Here is an 18,698-nt window from a genome sequence, read left to right on the forward strand (position 1 = left end):
TTTTACCCGGTTCAGGAGACATTGCCAGCCTGGATTAGGCTGAAAGCTCGAACCAACAAATCTCGTTATCAGAGAATATGTTTTTGAACATTGACATCTTTACGGTCTAAATAGTGAATCGACTTGATGCGACGAATGGTGCGAGACTTACCGCGGATCAGTAATGTTTCCGTCGTTGCCATGTTACCTTTGCGCGTAATTCCGTCCAGTAAGTCGCCTGCGGTGATGCCGGTTGCGGAGAAAATGACATTATCGTTGCGCGCCATATCTTCCAGTTTCAGGACTTCACCGGCATTGATTCCCATCGCCTTGCAGCGGGCTAATTCTGCTTCGCCCAGTCGACGATTCTCTTCGTTGTCGCCTTTAACAATATGACGCGCCAGCAGGCGGCCTTGCATATCACCATCCAGCGCGCGGATTACTGCGGCAGAAATGACACCTTCCGGTGCGCCGCCAATGCCATACAGCACATCAACTTCACTGTCTGGCATGCAGGTGAGGATCGAGGCGGCGACATCGCCATCCGGAACGGTAAATACCCGGACTCCCAGCTGCTGCAGTGCGCTTATAGTGGCATCATGGCGTGGTTTAGCCAGAATAGTCACGGTCAGCTCACCGAGCGGTTTACCCAGCGCCTGAGCAATATTGCCCAAGTTAGCTTCCAGGCTAAGATTAAGGTCAATAGCGCCTTTTGCACCAGGACCGACGACCAATTTTTCCATGTACATGTCAGGAGCGTGCAGGAAGGTGCCTTTATCACCGACCGCCATAACAGCAAGGGCATTTGCCTGACCCATGGCTGTCATACGCGTTCCTTCGATAGGGTCGACAGCAATATCTACCGGATCACCCTTTCCGGTACCGACTTTTTCACCGATATAGAGCATAGGTGCGTCGTCAATCTCACCTTCGCCAATCACGATTTGCCCGTCGATATCAGTCTGGTTGAGCATAATGCGCATTGCATGTACCGCAGCACCATCTGCGGTATTTTTATCGCCACGACCTAACCATTTGTAACCTGCCAGGGCTGCAGCTTCGGTCACACGGGAAAATTCGATAGCCAGTTCTCGTTTCATTACATACTCACTTATCAGGCAGAATTAAGATGGAGTTTAGCACAGAGAGAAAACGACCTCAGAGTGCCGATCTGCCTGATATGAGTTGGATATTAACGTTCTTGTTCATCTTCCCAGTGCAAAGTACGATTCACCGCTTTTTTCCAGCCAGCATAACGGTAATTACGCTCGGTGGTTTCAATACCAGGCTTAAAGGTTTTCTCGATAGTCGCTTTATCTTGCAGTTCATCAAGGTTTTGCCAGAAACCGACTGCCAGGCCTGCCAGATAAGCAGCTCCCAGAGCTGTCACTTCGCGTACTGCGGGACGTTCTACCGGGGTTCCGAGGATATCGGACTGGAACTGCATCAGGAAGTTATTCACGACCGCACCGCCATCCACGCGCAGAGCATGTAAACGGATACCTGAGTCGGCTTGCATCGCTTCCAGGATGTCCCGGGTTTGATAGGCGATAGACTCAAGGGTAGCGCGGATAATATGGTTAGCATTGACCCCACGAGTCAGACCCAGGATACCGCCGCGGGCGTATGGATCCCAGTAAGGCGCGCCCAGGCCGGTAAAGGCCGGTACTACGTAAACGCCGTTACTGTTCGGAACTTTGCTGGCGAAATATTCGGAGTCATCAGCATCACGGATAAGCTTCATCTCATCGCGCAGCCATTGAATTGAAGCTCCTGCCATAAACACGGCGCCTTCCAGAGCATAGTTCACTTCACCGCTCGGGCCGCAGGCAATGGTGGTTAACAAACCGTGGCTTGAGGTTACGGCTTTTTCACCGGTATTCATCAGCATAAAGCAGCCGGTGCCATAGGTATTCTTTGCCATACCCGCTTTAACACAACATTGCCCAAAGAGCGCTGCCTGCTGATCCCCGGCAATACCGGCAATAGGAATGCGCGTGCCGCCCTTACCACCAATATTGGTTTTTCCGTAGACTTCAGAGGATTTACGGACAGATGGCAGCATGATGCGTGGGATGTCGAGATGTTTAAGTAGTTTATCATCCCAGTCCAGATCCCGAATATTGAATAACATGGTGCGGGAGGCATTGGTATAGTCTGTGACATGAACCCGACCCTGGGTCATTTTCCAGACCAGCCAGGTATCAATGGTGCCAAATAATAGCTCACCACGCCAGGCTCGCTCCCGGGCGCCTTCAACATGATCGAGGATCCATTTCACCTTGGTCGCGGAAAAATAGGGGTCGACCACCAGGCCGGTATTATGGTGGATATACTCTTCCAGCCCATCCTGTTTAAGCTGTTCACAGATATCAGCAGTACGTCTGCACTGCCAGACGATAGCATTGTAAATAGGCTTACCTGTTTCACGCTCCCACACTACTGTGGTTTCACGCTGATTGGTGATTCCAATAGCGGCAACCTGGTCGGAGTCGATATCTGCTTTGGCCAGTACTTCAATCAGGGTTGAGCTTTGTGAGGCCCAGATTTCGAGTGGATCATGTTCGACCCAGCCTGATTTAGGATAAATTTGCGTCAGTTCGTGCTGGGCAATGCTGATGATATTGGCATTATTATCCAGGACAACGGCACGTGAGCTGGTTGTGCCTTGATCGAGTGCGACGATATATTTTTTTTCTGTGGTCATTATCAGGTCCTGAATTAATATTTTTACCGCTTGCTGCTTAGCTTCCCTGCATCAGAACAGCAATGCTGACTGATTTTACCCTTTGTGTACCGACAAGTGGCAGCAGTGAATTCGCAAAGAGTGAGCCAGGAGTCAAAATTCAGCACAGAATGAAAGATAAATTGCCGTAAAATACGTGTTTTAGCTTAAGAATGGGCTGAGAAAAGGCTGACACATGATATGTTACGCAAACAGCATAGTAAGCCGCTGGACACAAGCATCCGTGCTACTTACAATCGGTTAACGCTATGTGTTACACATAGGCTTATAAAGGCGTCGCCGAGAAATCGGGGCGAGGGTTATCCTGACACATTCGAATTGTCGCTTTCAGTGTATCAGGTAAAACATCCATCAACGCCTGGCCATTCAGGAGAGGTTTACAATGTCATTTGAAGTGTTTGAGAAACTGGAAGCAAAAGTTCAGCAGGCTGTTGATACGATTACTCTGTTACAGATGGAAATCGAAGAGCTGAAAGAAAAGAACAACGTAGTGTCACAAGAACTGCAACAGGCAGAAGGTCAGAAAGATGAGCTGGTACGTGAAAATGGCTCACTGAAAGAACAACTGCAAGGCTGGCAGGAGCGTCTGCAAACTCTGCTGGGTAAAATGGAAGAAGTGTAACGCCAGCGTTCAGAATTCTGTATCGCGTTAATAAACCATAACGTGGTGACATGATTTAATAGCGAACAGTGACAATGCCAGATTCCAGCCCGGAAGCGGCATTGTCCTTTTTTCAGGCATATAGTTACCAATACTCCGGTTTATCCGCTGGTTTTTTACGGGTTGGTACACGGTCAGGAAACTGATGGGCTTTAAGTTCATTAAGTGTGATGTGTCGCCTGACCCAGTTGCTGTGGTTCTTAAGAGAACCGGGTACACCACGATCAATGCCTTCTCGGTGCGGAAGGATAATACCAACAGTTATTTCAGGAAAGTCCTCTCTAATCGCTTTCAATGCCGGTGTCATATCAGTATCTGCTGAAATAAGAACAAGTTGTTCGATACGTGCATCAATACTTAGGCTTTGCTGGCGGGAACAAAGCCGGTACATGCTGATAGCAATGTTTACATCCGTCTCTTTTTCCTCAAGATCCCAAATATCAATTTTGTCCGATCTCGATGCATACTGCCCTTCGATATATATTGGCGCGCTACCTCGTTCAAGCCTATGCCTGCCCAGATGAATAGTCACACCTTGAGCTTTGAGGGCACGAATATAAACATCCTGAGCTTCACCTGATTGTCGTCCTCTGGTTGCAAGACGAGGTAAAACCGGTGAGGTGAAGTAATGAACCATAATGGTTTTAGAAGATGGGTTTTGTACTTGGTTGATATGGGTTAGTAGCGCTGGCAGATTAAGCCATTTATACCCGTCATACTTCAAGTTGCTTGGGCGTTGCTTTCGTAAACCCTGCCGAATCACATAGCGTATCTATGCTCATCGCCAGGGTTTACTCAGCGCCTACAAGCAACTCGAATTATTTTGGGTATATGCTGGAGAAGGCCAGAACTCCGTAAAAAAGATTGTATCCATCGATAAAAAAAGCCGTTCTCATAGTTTCTGATCCTTCAGATACGAAAAAACCGGCTCATTGGCCGGTCTTTTCACCCCAACAGCCAGTGAACTTCATCGCTGCGTTCGGGGTTGAGTTGTATACCCGTCATACTTCAAGCTGCATCTACGTTGGCTACGTTCACTCACCCGAATCACTTACTCTCGTAAGCTCATCGGGATTCCTTCTCTTGCCGCCTTGCTGCAGCTCGAATTATTTTGGGTATATGAGATGATCTATTCGATATCCAGCGCATCTTCAGAAAGAATAATGCCCGTGTTATCGGCATACAGATGATCGCCTGAGAAGAATGTCACGCCACCGAAGTTAACGCGCACATCACTTTCACCGATGCCTTCGCTCGGGACACCTGCCGGGATAGCAGCAAGGGCCTGGATACCAATATCGAGCTCTTCGAGGTCGTCAACCTGACGGACGGCACCATAAACTACAATGCCCTCCCACTCATTTTTATGCGCCAGGCGAGCCAGGTCTGCATCAATCAGGGCACGACGTATAGAGCCGCCACCGTCGACTAATAGCACATGTCCGCGGCCATTTTCTTCGAGTAGGGTATAGAGCAACCCATTGTCCTCAAAGCATTTTACCGTAATTATTTGCCCGCCAAACGACGACCGTCCGCCAAAGTTAGAAAATAGCGGCTCAACGACGTTGACCTCTTCCTGGTAAATATCACAAAGTTCGGAAGTATCGTATTTCATAGGATTCAGGTTCATCTGCTGCAGGGTGCTCCAGTATATAGCCTAACCTTAACTGTTTGCAAAACCATCAATTGTTAATTGTTATTAATTGCCCGTATACCCGTTTTACATCAAGTTTATCAAGGGTAGTTAAGTGGTACTCAGTACCACGCCAACGGCAAATAACAGATTAACGAGTAAAGCGCCTTTGACCGTACGTTCTAGCATCGGGCGCATAGAGATGGGGTCTTGTTCACGTAACACGTAGAGAGCTTGTTTTAACAGTAAGGGTGCTGCCAGAACAAATAACCATCCCCATAAACTCTTGAGCCACAACAGGTTAAAAAGGGCCAGACAGACTAAGGATCCCATTAACAGGCAGACATGATAGCGACGGGCAACGACCGGACCCAGTCGTACTGCCAGCGTATTTTTACCGTTTTCACTGTCACTATCGATGTCACGTAAGTTATTAATATTCAGCACGGCTGTTGCCAGTAATCCACAAGCGGTGGCCGGAAAAATAACTAATACATCCAGGGTATGTGCTTGCAGGTACCAGGTTCCTGCGACACTGATCCAGCCAAAAAAGATCAGGACTGAAATATCCCCCAGCCCCATATAGCCGTAAGGGCGAGTACCAACGGTATAGGTGATTGCGGCAGCGATGGATAACACACCGAGTAGCAAGAAGCCGAGAAAATCAGTAAAGGTTTCGCAGGCCAGTGCTACCAGTGAGAAACCAGACAGACAAATCAGAACCACGGTAATGATCAAGGCGCGTTTCATCTGTGCCTGAGTAATCAGCCCTTTTTGCATGCCGCGTAATGGCCCGATTCTGTCTTCTTTATCGCTGCCTTTTACGGCGTCACCGTAATCATTAGCCAGATTTGACAGAATCTGTAATAGGCCGGCGGTTAATAAGGCGAGCAAAGCAATTGCTGGGTCAAAAACATGCTGCCAGTAAGCCAGCGCAGAGCCACAGACGATAGAAGCAAATGCCAGGGGGAGGGTTCGGGGACGCAGGCTCTCCAGCCAGGCTTGGGTCATACTCGCAGATTGCGGATTGCTCATAATTTCAGGCGCCAGATAAAAAGGGAACATGCCCCTTAAAGTGAGTAATAAGAGCCTAATGGGATAGGCTATAAATACCAATGTTTGTTTTCAGAGATAGCAAATACTTGATTACAGGTAGTTAAGCATAAACTGTGATGCGCATTTTTCTCCAGTCTTTATAAATAAAAAGGGAGGCATAAGCCTCCCTTAAATCAAATAAAATTCATTTATTGGAAATTACAGGATAAAGCGGCTCAGATCTTCGTCAGCAACCAGTTCATCCAGATGTTTACCCACATAGTCAGCGTCGATAATCACAGACTGGCCATTCATCTCGCTGGCATCGTAAGAAATATCTTCTACCAGACGCTCAAGCACTGTATGCAGACGACGTGCACCGATGTTTTCGGTCGATTCATTCACCTGCCATGCAGCCTGCGCAATACGACGAATACCGTCCGGAGCAAAATCGATATTCACCCCTTCGGTTGCCATCAGCGCTTTGTACTGAACGGTAATAGAAGCGTTAGGTTCAGTCAGAATTCGTTCGAAGTCGTCCACGGTCAGAGCCTGTAATTCGACACGAATAGGCAGACGTCCCTGTAGCTCAGGGATCAAATCAGAAGGGCTGGCGACCTGGAAAGCACCGGAAGCAATAAACAGGATATGGTCAGTTTTTACCATGCCATGTTTAGTGGAAACGGTACAGCCTTCTACTAGTGGCAGCAAGTCACGCTGAACGCCTTCACGGGAAACATCCGGCCCGGAAGCACTGCCACCGCGCTTACAGATTTTGTCGAACTCATCGATAAAGACGATGCCGTGCTGTTCAACGGCATCGATAGCATCCTGTTTAAGTTCTTCAGGATTCACCAGTTTAGCCGCTTCTTCCTCAATCAGCAGCTTCATCGCGTCCTTAATTTTCAGCTTACGTGGCTTTTGCTTCTGGCCACCGAGATTCTGAAACATGGATTGCAACTGGCTGGTCATCTCTTCCATACCCGGAGGCGCCATGATCTCCACGCCTACTGGGGCAGCGGCCAGGTCGATTTCAATTTCTTTATCGTCCAGCTGACCTTCACGCAGTTTCTTACGGAAGCTTTGACGCGCTGTAGAAGGTTCTGACTGCGCCTCAGACTGACCCCAGTTATTTTTTGCAGGTGGGATCAGTACATCAAGAATGCGTTCTTCGGCCATCTCTTCAGCACGAAAACGATTTTTATCGATTGATTGCATGCGAACCATTTTCACGGCTGCATCAGTCAAGTCACGGATAATGGAGTCGACTTCCTTACCGACGTAACCCACTTCGGTGAATTTAGTGGCTTCGACTTTGATAAATGGCGCATTCGCCAGTTTTGCCAGACGACGGGCAATTTCAGTTTTACCGACACCGGTAGGCCCGATCATCAGAATATTTTTCGGTGTGACTTCATGGCGCAACTCTTCATCCAGTTGCATCCGGCGCCAGCGATTACGCAGAGCAATAGCCACAGAACGTTTGGCGCTATCCTGGCCAATGATATGTTTGTTCAGCTCGCTGACAATTTCGCGTGGAGTCATTTCAGACATGGGAGATCCTTACGCCTTAGACGATAATTCTTCAATAGTGTGGAAATGGTTGGTGTAGATACAGATGTCACCGGCAATTTCCAGCGATTTTTCAACGATATCACGAGCACCTAATTCAGTGTTATTCAGCAATGCACGAGCAGAAGCCTGCGCGAAAGGACCACCTGAGCCAATAGCAATCAAGTCATCTTCTGGCTGAATAACATCACCATTACCGGTGATAATCAGTGACGAGTTTTCGTCTGCAACAGCCAGCAATGCTTCCAGCTTGCGCAGCATACGATCGGTACGCCAGTCTTTTGCCAGCTCAACGGCTGCTTTCACCAGATGCCCCTGGTGCATTTCAAGCTTACGCTCAAAGAGTTCAAACAGCGTAAAGGCATCAGCAGTGCCGCCAGCAAAGCCTGCAATCACTTTATCGTTATATAAACGACGTACTTTTTTGACATTACCCTTCATCACGGTATTGCCAAGAGTCGCCTGGCCATCGCCACCGATCACTACTTTGCCGTTACGGCGCACACTTACTATTGTTGTCACGAGCAGACCCCTTTGCATCAGCTAAATATTAGCCCGATGCGACGCACCGAGCATAATTTAGTTATAAATGGGGGGGTTTTTTAGGGTTTCAACCCCCGAAAGCAAGACGAATGCAGTTACCATGTCCGGCTATTTTTAGACGGCTTATGGTGTTGTCGGCATTTTCTTTACCTTTTAATGGCCCGATAACCACACGGTTCCAGCCATTATTGGTAGTAATACGTGAAGCAAAGCCTTCAAATGCGAGTTGAGCACGAACAGTTTCTGCCTGCTCACTTCCCTTAAATGAGCCACATTGCACCATCCAGCGTCTCTCATCTTTTTTCTCTTGTGGCTCCGGGGCGCGTTTTACGGGTTCTGGCTCACGGGTTACAGTCGTAACTGGTGCAGCAGGTTTAGTTTGTTGCGTATGAGGAGGCGTCTGTACTAAGTCCTGATAAGGCTGGGCGACGGTCTTTGGCTGCTGAGTCTGTGCCACCCTTGGCTGCTGTACCGGCTGTGTGCGCGTCGATTCACTCACACGGGTCTGCGCCTGAGTATTCAATGACTGTTGCTGGGCTTGAATCTGTTTTTGTCGTTGAGCTGTGGCGGCTTGCTCATTCCAGGGAACTTCACTGAGCTGCATCGGCTGCTGCTGGCGCATATCAGCCTGCATCTGTTCCAGCAACTGGCGTTGTTCATTGGTTAACTGTTTTGAATTTATGACTTCACCACCCGCAGTAGGTTCTGTAGGCGTACGAACCCCGGGCTGGCGATTTTCCAGCTCTTTAATGTAACGCCAGCGTTCCTCTGGTTTAGGAGGCAAACCATTTCCGGTGACTTTATGGCCGGGAATAACTTCTATTTCTTCCGCTTTGCGATGCGTGATGAAGTAAAGGGCACTGACAAAAGCCACAACGACTGCAGCCGCAATAACAACCATTGCAGGCGATACAGAGGAACGACGTTGCGTGTTACGGGAAGTAGTTTTTTTGCGCCGCGCGCCTGTTGATTGCGCGCGGCGTACATAATCTCGTTGTGCCACTATGTTGTCTTCATTCGTTTAATAGTCCCTTATCCCCGTCATACTTCAAGTTGCCTGGGTGTTGTCGCAGTAGGGACTGCCGAATCACATAGTTTGTCTATGCCCATCGTCTGTCTGAACTTGGCGGCTACAAGCAACTCGAATTATTTTGGGTATATGTTACTTAAGGGACAGGTCTTTGACCAGTTCATACGAGTACAAAGTGGCTCATTTTCCTTTACCGGGAGCACTAGTGCTACCACGTTCAACCAGAACACAGTCCAGCAGGCGAGATCCGTTGCTTACCGACTGACCTTGCAACTGATCCAGTAACAGCAGCATAGCCTCCTTACCAATATTGAAGCGAGGCTGTGCCACGGTAGTGAGAGGCGGATCACAATATTGGGACAGTGCTATATCATCAAACCCCATAATAGAGAGATCTTCCGGTACCCGAAGCCCACGGCGTTTGGCTCTGGAAATTGCACCCAAGGCCATCACGTCGGTATGACAAAAGATGGCGGTAGGAGGCTGAGGCAGCATCATCAGTTTTTCCAGTGCATCTGAACCAGCTTCAAAAGTGAAATCACCGCGAGCGATATAGTGCGGGTCAACCTCTGTACCCGTGCGACGCAGTGCCTGCACATATCCCTGCAGACGATAATGACAGTGCGGCATTTCTTCTGGTCCGGCAATACAGGCAATACGTTTATGCCCCAGTTTCTGCAAATAAGAGACGGCATCAAATGCGGCGGTCAGGTTATCAATATGTACGGTTGGCAATTCGAGTTCAGGAGCAAATTCATTCGCCATTACTATCGGTGGCAGGTTGCGCTGTTCTTCTTTGCTGGCACCAAAAGGCAGGCGGGAACCTAGCAGTAACATTCCGTCGATCTGCTTGGTAATGATAAGGTCAATGAAGGTCTTTTCTTGCTGATTCTGATGAGCACAATCGCCGATGAGCACCAGATAACCATGACTTGCTGCGGTTATCTCAATACCACGGATTATCTCACTAAAAAAAGGATCACAAATATCAGGAACAATGACCAGCAAGGTGCGGGATTCATTGCGCTTAATATTTCGACCTAAAGAGTGCGGCAAATAACCGACTTCAATCGCGGCTTGTTCGACGCGATGGCGAGTATGTTGCGATACCTTATCAGGATTCATTAAAGCACGTGATACGGTTGCTGTTGAGACCTTGGCCCGGACAGCAACATCTTTCATGGTGGCATTTTCCACCTGTTGTTTAGTCGAATTCAACGTCTTTCTCCTCGTGCGTACTACGCTATCACCGACACTTCCTGTGCCGCTGACAGTACCCCTCATTCTTATCAGACTATTGCGGTATGTAGTTACAAAAATTTCATAGGAAATGTGACGAATATTGAATTTTTCGATCTGCTTCGCATAAAGCAGTCCTTTTTGTGCTACCCCTCAATAGGATCGACGTCGAGCGTCCATTTTACTTTACGTGCTTCAGGCAGCGTATTAATCAGCATTAGCGTATGGCTGATGAGTTTTTGTAACCTGGCGCGAGAAGGGTGCTGAAGTAATAGCTGCCAGCGAAAACGTCCGCTGCGTTTGGCCTGTAAAGCGGGAACCGGACCCATTATCCACAGTTGTTCATCCCGCAGGGGGCTGGCTTCCAGCAGGTTGCGTAGTTGCTGAAGAAATAGTGCAGCCTGGTGATTATTTTGGTCTTCCGCACGAAACATGGCATGGCTGGTAAAGGGCGGTAGGTACACCGTTTTACGTTCATTTAACGTCTCGCTGGCAAACGCATCATAGCCCTTGGTCAGCAAGGTCTGTAATAAAGGGTGTTCCGGATGGTGTGTCTGGAGTAAGACTTCCCCTTTTTTACCCGCCCGTCCTGCCCGGCCAGAAACTTGCACATAAAGTTGGGCAAAGCGTTCCGCTGCTCTGAAATCGCCAGAAAAAAGCGCGCCATCAACATCCAGTAAGGCCACCAGGGTGACATCCGGGAAATGGTGTCCTTTTGCCAGCATTTGAGTACCAATCAGCAAACGCGCTCCGCCGCGATGCACTTCAGCCAACTGTTGTTCCAGCGCACCTTTTCGACTGGTGGTATCACGATCGATGCGTGAAATTGGGATATCAGGAAACAGAGGTTGCAGGCTATGTTCAAGCTGTTCAGTACCCATACCGACGGAGATTAAATGGGTTGAACCACATTGCGGGCATTGATTAGGGATAGCGCGCTGACTATCACAATGGTGGCAACGCAGATTACGCTGCCCCTGGTGCACCGTATAGTAACTGTCACAGCGAGTGCATTCTGCAATCCAGCCACAATCGTGACACAACAGAGCCGGAGCATAACCGCGACGGTTCAGAAACAAGATAACCTGGTTATCTGCCGCCAGATGTTTACCGATACTTTTAATCAGTGCAGGTGATAAACCCGATTTTAGCGCCTGACCTTTCATGTCGATAACATGCTGAGTGGCAGGTGTGGCATTACCGGCTCGTTTTGTCAGACGTAGCTGACGGTATTTACCGGTTTGTACATTGTGCAGGGTTTCCAGTGCAGGCGTTGCAGAGCCCAGAATAATCGGGATATCTTCGGTATAGGCACGATAAACCGCGAGATCCCTGGCATGATAGCGCCAGCCTTCATGTTGTTTATAAGAACTATCATGTTCTTCATCTATCACAATGACGCCAAGGTGGCAGAAGGGTGTAAACAGAGCTGAGCGGGTGCCAATAACAATCGCGGCTTCACCATTACGCGCTTTAAGCCAGACATTTAGCCGTTCACTGTCGTTTAAACCGGAATGCATCACCTCGACCGGGGCGTTGAAGCGCTCCCTGAATCGGGCAATGGTTTGTGGCGTCAGACCAATTTCGGGTACCAGTACTAGCGCTTGCTTACCTTGCGCGAGGACATTTTCCAGCACACTGAGATAGACTTCTGTTTTACCCGAACCAGTAATCCCGGCTAGCAGCCAGCATGAGAAATGGTCAGCACCACTGTGTATCGCCCCGACAGCCGTCGCCTGTTCAGTATTGAGTTTTAACCGCTCTCCTGCCATTGAATAGGTTTTACGCCAGTCTTCTGAAGTCGGGGCTGCACTATTCAGTTCACAAAGCCCTTTGGCTTTTAATGCCTGTAATGCGGCTTCGTTGATTTCTAACTCAGCTACCTGATGACGCCAGATAATGGCATGACGTAATGCCGCCAGGGCTTGTTGCTGTTTTGGAGCACGTTTAAGGCTATTAAGATCGGCCGCTTTACCTTGCTCGGTGGCAAACCAGTACCATAGAGGGGCATGATGAGCGGGCTTTCCCTGACGTAACAGAACAGGTAATGCATGAAACAGCACTTCACCAATCGGATAATGATAATACTCAGAGGCCCACAGCAGTACGCGCCATAGGGGTTCGGGAAATAATGACTCATTATCCAGCAGAGCAGAAACAGGTTTCAGGCTTTCTATCGGCAGTTCGCTGTGTTCTTTTACAGCCATCACAATACCCACGGCCTGGCGCTGTTTACCAAATGCCACTTGCACCCGACAACCTCGCGTTACCTGCATGCCTTCCGGGATAAGATAATCAAAAGTACGTGCCAGAGGGACCTGAAGGGCTACTTGGGCGATGGGCATGAAGATATCCTGACAGGAAAAATGACGTAATAGTGTACACTGCACATGGTGAGTTTGCGGATCAGTTTGCACCTTTAATTGGATCTCTGTATAATTTGCCGCCTTTGGTACGCAATTCGGGTGCCAAATTCATTTTTTTATTAACATCGCGTGGTGTCTGGCGTTAGGGCTGGAAGAGCGACGCGGCCTTATACTGAGGTTTGCCATGAGAAAGAATATTCACCCAAGTTATAACGCGATTACTGCAACTTGTTCTTGCGGTAATGTTATCAAAACCCATTCTACTTTGGGTCACGACCTGAACCTGGACGTGTGCGGTAACTGCCACCCATTCTATACTGGTAAGCAACGTGTTGTTGATACCGGTGGTCGTGTTGATCGCTTTAACAAGCGTTTCAGCGTACCAGGCGCGAAAAAATAATTTTTGCACCCGGAAAGAAAAAGGCGCCTGTTGGCGCCTTTTTTGTTTTTGTGGTTTAGTCAGTGGACGAAAAGGCACTGATGCGTGCCTTTCTGGCGAGAATTAATATTCCCACGTATCCGGATCAATCCCCAACTCACGCATAATAACCTTGGCATCTTCCGGGATCTCATCGCTGCGTTCTTTGCGCAGGTCAGCATCGTTCGGTAACGGCTGGCCGGTGAAAGCGTGCAGAAAAGCTTCGCACAGCAATTCACTGTTTGTCGCATGACGCAGGTTATTCACCTGTCGGCGCGTACGCTCGTCAGTGAGGATTTTTAATACCTTCAGAGGAATAGAAACAGTAATTTTCTTTACTTGTTCACTCTTCTTGCCGTGTTCAGCGTAGGGGCTGATATATTCGCCGCTCCATTCAGCCATGAGATAACCTTAGTCCTCTTTAATCTATGAAAATAAGCCACATCGTCAAATAAGCCGATATCAGCAATAATCTCTTTAATCAGTTTCCCGCCTAGGATAAACGGTTCTGGCGCGTGAAACTAAGACAGATACGCTTAAAAACGGATAATTTTAACGGGTATTTGCATTTTGCTCAATCTATACGCAAAGCAGTTTAGATGTCCAGATGTATTGACGTCTATAACTAGCTTGTTTAATCTGGTGTCAGATTTTTCCCCAATGACTCAGGTGAGGGCTCAATGACGCGTAAACAGGCAACGATAGCAGTACGCAGCGGTTTAAATGACGACGAACAATATGGCTGTGTAGTTCCTCCTATCCATCTCTCCAGTACTTATAACTTCACCGGTTTTAATGAACCACGCGCTCATGACTATTCACGTCGTGGTAACCCGACCAGGGATGTCACTCAGCGTGCTTTAGCCGAGCTGGAAGGTGGCGTCGGTGCGGTACTGACCAATACCGGCATGTCAGCCATTCACTTAGTTACGACAGTATTCCTGAAGCCTGGCGACCTGCTGGTGGCTCCTCATGACTGCTATGGTGGCAGCTACCGTTTATTTGATAGCCTGGCAAAACGCGGCGCGTATCGTGTGCTGTTTGTCGATCAGGATGATGAGCAGGCACTACAGGCGGCTCTGGCAGAAAAACCGAAACTGGTGTGGATAGAAACGCCAAGCAATCCCTTGTTACGCGTAGTTGATATTACGAAAATTTGTGCCGCTGCACGTGAAGCAGGCGCCGTTAGCGTTGTCGATAACACCTTCCTGAGCCCGGCGCTACAGAACCCACTGGCATTAGGGGCAGACCTGGTACTGCATTCCTGTACCAAGTACCTGAATGGTCACTCTGATGTGCTTGCGGGTGTCGTGATAGCTAAAGATCCGGAGCTAGTAACGGAACTGGCCTGGTGGGCTAATAATATTGGTGTGACTAGCGGCGCTTTCGATAGCTATTTGCTATTACGTGGTTTACGCACCTTGTCACCACGTATGGAGGCCGCTCAGCGCAATGCTCAAGCGATTGTTGACTTTTTGGGACAACAACCGTTGGTGAAAAAGTTGTATCATCCTTCTTTGCCTGGAAACCAGGGTCATGAAATCGCCGCGCGCCAGCAAAAAGGCTTTGGTGCGATGCTGAGTTTCGAACTGGATGGTGATGAGCAAACGCTACGTCGTTTTCTGAGTAGCCTGACGCTATTTACCCTGGCGGAATCGCTGGGCGGTGTGGAAAGTTTAATTTCCCACGCAGCGACCATGACACATGCGGGAATGGCACCAGAGGCGCGTGCCGCCGCAGGTATTTCTGAGACGCTATTACGTATTTCAACCGGGATTGAAGATAGCGAAGATTTAATTGCCGATCTGGAAAATGCTTTTCGGATCGCTGCTGAGGGGTAAGCATGAGTGTTTCAGCACCAGCAGGGGCGCCAGTTCGTCAACTGCATAAGTTTGGTGGTAGTAGTCTGGCTGATGTGAAATGTTACCTGCGTGTCGCAGGTATTATGAATGAGTATTCAAGGCCAGGTGACTTGATGGTGGTTTCCGCCGCCGGAAGTACCACTAACCAGTTGATTAATTGGCTTAAGCTGAGTCAGAGCGATCGCCTGTCTGCGCATCAAACGCAGCAAGCATTACGCCGCTATCAGAGTGAACTTATCACGGATGCTTTGCCTCCAGAGCAAGCAGAGGCGTTACTGAGCGAGCTTATTCATGATCTTGAACACCTTGCTGGGTTGCTGGACACAGAGATAACTGAAGCTGTTTATGCTGAGGTAGTCGGTCACGGTGAAATTTGGTCAGCACGCCTGATGTCTGCGGTACTTAACTTGCAGAACATCGATGCAGTCTGGGTAGACTCTCGCCACTTTTTACGTGCGGAACGCGCCGCTCAGCCTCAGGTTGATGAGGCGCGATCTCGCCCGTTACTGCAAAATATTCTGGTACAGCATCCGCATAAACGTTTTGTCGTCACCGGATTTATTTGCCGTAATGAGGCCGGAGAAACGGTATTACTGGGTCGCAATGGTTCCGACTACTCTGCAACACAAGTCGGGGCGCTGGCCGGTGTTTCACGCGTTACCATCTGGAGTGATGTGGCGGGCGTCTACAGCGCCGATCCCCGCAAAGTGAAAGATGCCTGTCTGTTACCTCTGTTGAGACTGGATGAAGCCAGTGAACTGGCGCGCCTTGCGGCACCGGTACTACATACCCGTACCTTACAGCCAGTATCAGGCAGTGATATCGATCTGCAGCTGCGCTGTAGTTATTCTCCGGAACAAGGTTCAACCCGCATTGAGCGAGTGCTGGCGTCCGGAACCGGGGCGCGCATTGTTACCAGCCATGATGACGTGTGTCTGATAGAGCTTGAGCTTCCGAGCCAGCAGGACTTCAAAGCGCTGAAAAAAGAGCTGGGGCAGATCCTTGACCGTCATCAGATCCGCCCTCTGGCCGTTGGATCACACCCCGATCGCAACTTGCTGCAATTCTGTTATACCAGTGAATTAGTTCAAAGTGCATTACAAGTGCTTGAAAACTCCGGTTTACCGGGTAAGTTCCACCTGCGTGCCGGACTGGCGCTGGTGGCGATTGTAGGAGCCGGGGTTTGTCGTAATCCACTGCACAGTCATAGGTTCTGGCAGCAGTTAAAAGACCAGCCGGTTGAGTTTACCTGGCAGTCAGAAGATGGCATTAGTCTGGTTGCGGTATTACGTACCGGTCCAACTGAAAACTTGATTCAAGGTCTGCATACTTCGTTATTCCATGCGGAGAAACGTATCGGACTAGTGTTATTTGGCAAAGGCAATATCGGCTCGCGCTGGCTGGAGCTTTTTGCCCGTGAGCAGAAGACGCTTTCTGCCCGTACCGGGTTTGAATATGTTCTGGCGGGTGTTGTCGATAGCCGTCGCAGCTTGCTCAATGCGCAGGGGCTGGATGCCAGCCGTGCCCTGGCCTTTTTCAATGATGAAGCGACTGAACTTGATGAAGAGTCACTTTTCCTGTGGATGCGTGCACATCCTTTTGATGATTTAGTGGTGCTGGATGTTACCGCGAGTGAGCAACTGGCCGGTCAGTATCTGGATTTTGCCAGCCATGGTTTTCACGTCATCAGTGCCAATAAACTAGCCGGTGCCGGAAACGGTAACCAGTATCGCCAGATTCGTGATGCCTTTGAAAAAACCGGGCGTCACTGGCTGTATAACGCCACCGTAGGTGCAGGGTTACCGGTTAACTATACGGTACGCGACTTACGCGATAGCGGTGATTCAATTCTGTCTATCAGCGGTATCTTCTCTGGCACATTGTCGTGGTTGTTCTTGCAGTTTGACGGTACGGTTCCCTTTACCGAATTAGTCGAGCAGGCCTGGCAGCAGGGGCTGACGGAACCCGATCCGCGCGTTGATTTATCCGGTAAGGATGTGATGCGTAAACTGGTTATTCTGGCGCGTGAAGCAGGTTACGATATCGAGCCGGATCAGGTTCGCGTAGAGTCCCTGGTTCCAGCCGGCGGTGAAGATGATTCCGTTGACAACTTTTTTGAAAACGGTGATGAGCTGAATGAGCAGATGGTACAGCGCTTTGAGGCGGCACAGGAGCTCGGTTTAGTTCTGCGTTATGTCGCTCGTTTTGACGCTAATGGTAAAGCACGAGTGGGTGTAGAAGCCGTTCGCGCCGAACACCCGCTGGCTGCCCTTTTACCTTGTGATAACGTCTTTGCGATTGAAAGCCGCTGGTATCGTGATAACCCTCTGGTTATCCGCGGTCCGGGTGCGGGTCGTGATGTTACCGCCGGGGCGATTCAGTCAGACTTAAATCGTCTGGCACAGTTACTGTAGTCTTCTCCCCTCCAGGTCTTTGGAGGGGATCTCTTCTGCGCTATTCATTCAAACACCTCTCACTATCGTGAAGAAATTTCATTCAGCATGAGAATTAATCAAAACCTATAACCATATTTTTGTTGACGATTAAGCGCTTTTACGTCATCTTCTATCTAGACGTCTAAACGTCTGGATAGCAATAAATACAACATACGATAATGATGCGATTGATGAGGTGAGGGTATGAGCTTTTTTCACGCCAACCAGCGGGAAGCACTAAACCAGAGTCTGGCTGAAGTAGCCGGGCAGATTAATGTCTCCTTTGAGTTTTTCCCGCCGAGCACCAGTGAAATGGAACAGACCCTGTGGAACTCCATCGACAGACTCAGCAGCCTGAAACCTAAATTTGTTTCCGTAACTTATGGCGCTAATTCAGGTGAACGTGACCGTACACACAGCATTATCAAGGGTATTAAAGAGCGTACAGGCCTTGAAGCCGCCCCGCATCTGACTTGTGTGGATGCAACGCGTGATGAGTTACTCGGTATTGCACGCGACTACTGGGATAACGGTATTCGCCATATCGTGGCATTACGGGGTGATTTACCGGCAGGCCATGCTAAGCCTAATATTTATGCCGCAGACCTGGTGTCATTATTAAAAGAAGTGGGTGATTTTGATATCTCCGTCGCCGCTTACCCGGAAGTTCATCCGGAAGCGAAAAGCGCGCAGGCGGATTTAATTAACCTGAAACGTAAAATTGATGCCGGTGCTAACCGCGCTATCACACAATTCTTCTTTGATGTTGAAAGCTATCTGCGTTTTCGTGACCGCTGTGCAGCGGCAGGAATAGATGTAGAAATTGTGCCGGGTATTTTACCTGTCAGTAACTACAAACAGCTGAAAAAATTTGCCACTATGACCAATGTTCGTGTGCCAAGCTGGATGCATAGTATGTTTGAAGGGCTGGATGACGACCCAGAGACACGTAAGCTGGTGGGGGCCAACATTGCGATGGACATGGTGAAAATTTTAAGCCGGGAAGGGGTAAAAGATTTCCATTTCTATACGCTGAACCGCGCTGAGATGAGCTATGCCATCTGCCATACGCTGGGTGTACGTCCGACAGTTTAATCATTTGGATAACTGAAAGAATTTAAAAAGGGAAAAGCGCCGCTTTTCCCTTTTGTCGTTAAATCAAAACCCCGCTGATTGATC

Annotated in this window: 16 protein-coding genes; 5 read left to right on the top strand and 11 right to left on the bottom strand. The window is 49.0% G+C overall.

The annotated features are described in order from the left end of the window. Positions 1–68: 68 nt before the first annotated feature. Together glpX and glpK are read right to left on the bottom strand one after the other, a co-directional pair. Positions 69–1,079 carry a class II fructose-bisphosphatase gene (gene glpX / locus M2387_RS23705; RefSeq protein ID WP_259053062.1) on the bottom strand — a complete coding sequence of 337 codons (1,011 nt, stop codon included), beginning with the start codon at positions 1,077–1,079 and terminating at the stop codon, positions 69–71. A gap of 92 nt (positions 1,080–1,171) precedes the next feature. Then, complete coding sequence (gene glpK, locus M2387_RS23710) at positions 1,172–2,686, bottom strand: glycerol kinase GlpK (protein WP_259053063.1); 1,515 nt, start codon at positions 2,684–2,686, stop codon at positions 1,172–1,174. Positions 2,687–3,107: 421 nt separating this feature from the next. Here glpK and zapB point away from each other — a divergent pair, with 421 nt between their 5' ends. Next, positions 3,108–3,347, top strand: a complete 240-nt coding sequence (gene zapB / locus M2387_RS23715) for a septal ring assembly protein ZapB (RefSeq protein ID WP_259053064.1) — start codon at positions 3,108–3,110, stop codon at positions 3,345–3,347. A 124-nt stretch (positions 3,348–3,471) separates the two neighbouring features. On the opposite strand, the gene M2387_RS23720 is transcribed toward zapB, so the two are convergent. From M2387_RS23720 to priA, 8 genes are all read right to left on the bottom strand, one after another. Then, the gene (locus tag M2387_RS23720; RefSeq protein ID WP_259053065.1) at positions 3,472–4,149 is read right to left on the bottom strand and encodes an NYN domain-containing protein; all 678 of its coding nucleotides are present in this window, start codon (positions 4,147–4,149) and stop codon (positions 3,472–3,474) included. A 366-nt stretch (positions 4,150–4,515) separates the two neighbouring features. Next, positions 4,516–5,001 carry a ribonuclease E activity regulator RraA gene (rraA, locus tag M2387_RS23725; RefSeq protein ID WP_259053101.1) on the bottom strand — a complete coding sequence of 162 codons (486 nt, stop codon included), beginning with the start codon at positions 4,999–5,001 and terminating at the stop codon, positions 4,516–4,518. A gap of 129 nt (positions 5,002–5,130) precedes the next feature. Beyond that, positions 5,131–6,054: a 1,4-dihydroxy-2-naphthoate polyprenyltransferase gene (menA, locus tag M2387_RS23730; RefSeq protein ID WP_259053066.1), complete on the bottom strand. Its 924-nt coding sequence runs from the start codon at positions 6,052–6,054 to the stop codon at positions 5,131–5,133. A gap of 219 nt (positions 6,055–6,273) precedes the next feature. Then, positions 6,274–7,608: an HslU--HslV peptidase ATPase subunit gene (hslU, locus tag M2387_RS23735; RefSeq protein WP_259053067.1), complete on the bottom strand. Its 1,335-nt coding sequence runs from the start codon at positions 7,606–7,608 to the stop codon at positions 6,274–6,276. A gap of 9 nt (positions 7,609–7,617) precedes the next feature. Beyond that, positions 7,618–8,148 carry an ATP-dependent protease subunit HslV gene (hslV, locus tag M2387_RS23740; protein ID WP_259053068.1) on the bottom strand — a complete coding sequence of 177 codons (531 nt, stop codon included), beginning with the start codon at positions 8,146–8,148 and terminating at the stop codon, positions 7,618–7,620. Positions 8,149–8,236: 88 nt separating this feature from the next. Continuing rightward, the gene (gene ftsN, locus M2387_RS23745; RefSeq protein ID WP_259053069.1) at positions 8,237–9,172 is read right to left on the bottom strand and encodes a cell division protein FtsN; all 936 of its coding nucleotides are present in this window, start codon (positions 9,170–9,172) and stop codon (positions 8,237–8,239) included. 207 nt (positions 9,173–9,379) lie between these two features. Next, complete coding sequence (cytR, locus tag M2387_RS23750; protein WP_259053070.1) at positions 9,380–10,417, bottom strand: DNA-binding transcriptional regulator CytR; 1,038 nt, start codon at positions 10,415–10,417, stop codon at positions 9,380–9,382. Between the two features lie 167 nt (positions 10,418–10,584). Beyond that, positions 10,585–12,783 (bottom strand): primosomal protein N', encoded by a 2,199-nt coding sequence (gene priA, locus M2387_RS23755; protein ID WP_259053071.1) that lies wholly within the window; start codon positions 12,781–12,783, stop codon positions 10,585–10,587. A 205-nt stretch (positions 12,784–12,988) separates the two neighbouring features. On the opposite strand from priA, the gene rpmE reads away from it, so the two are divergent. After that, entirely contained in the window at positions 12,989–13,204 is a 216-nt protein-coding gene (rpmE, locus tag M2387_RS23760) for a 50S ribosomal protein L31 (protein WP_259053072.1), read from the top strand. Between the two features lie 102 nt (positions 13,205–13,306). On the opposite strand, the gene metJ is transcribed toward rpmE, so the two are convergent. Further along, positions 13,307–13,624, bottom strand: a complete 318-nt coding sequence (gene metJ, locus M2387_RS23765) for a met regulon transcriptional regulator MetJ (RefSeq protein ID WP_008457553.1) — start codon at positions 13,622–13,624, stop codon at positions 13,307–13,309. A gap of 278 nt (positions 13,625–13,902) precedes the next feature. Here metJ and metB point away from each other — a divergent pair, with 278 nt between their 5' ends. From metB to metF, 3 genes are all read left to right on the top strand, one after another. Continuing rightward, positions 13,903–15,063 carry a cystathionine gamma-synthase gene (gene metB / locus M2387_RS23770; protein ID WP_259053074.1) on the top strand — a complete coding sequence of 387 codons (1,161 nt, stop codon included), beginning with the start codon at positions 13,903–13,905 and terminating at the stop codon, positions 15,061–15,063. 2 nt (positions 15,064–15,065) lie between these two features. After that, the gene (locus tag M2387_RS23775) at positions 15,066–17,498 is read left to right on the top strand and encodes a bifunctional aspartate kinase/homoserine dehydrogenase II (RefSeq protein ID WP_259053076.1); all 2,433 of its coding nucleotides are present in this window, start codon (positions 15,066–15,068) and stop codon (positions 17,496–17,498) included. A 225-nt stretch (positions 17,499–17,723) separates the two neighbouring features. Further along, positions 17,724–18,614 carry a methylenetetrahydrofolate reductase gene (gene metF, locus M2387_RS23780; RefSeq protein WP_259053078.1) on the top strand — a complete coding sequence of 297 codons (891 nt, stop codon included), beginning with the start codon at positions 17,724–17,726 and terminating at the stop codon, positions 18,612–18,614. The last annotated feature ends 84 nt before the right edge of the window (positions 18,615–18,698 follow it).

Source organism: Klebsiella sp. BIGb0407 (assembly GCF_024807845.1).
Taxonomy (GTDB): domain Bacteria; phylum Pseudomonadota; class Gammaproteobacteria; order Enterobacterales; family Enterobacteriaceae; genus JGM124.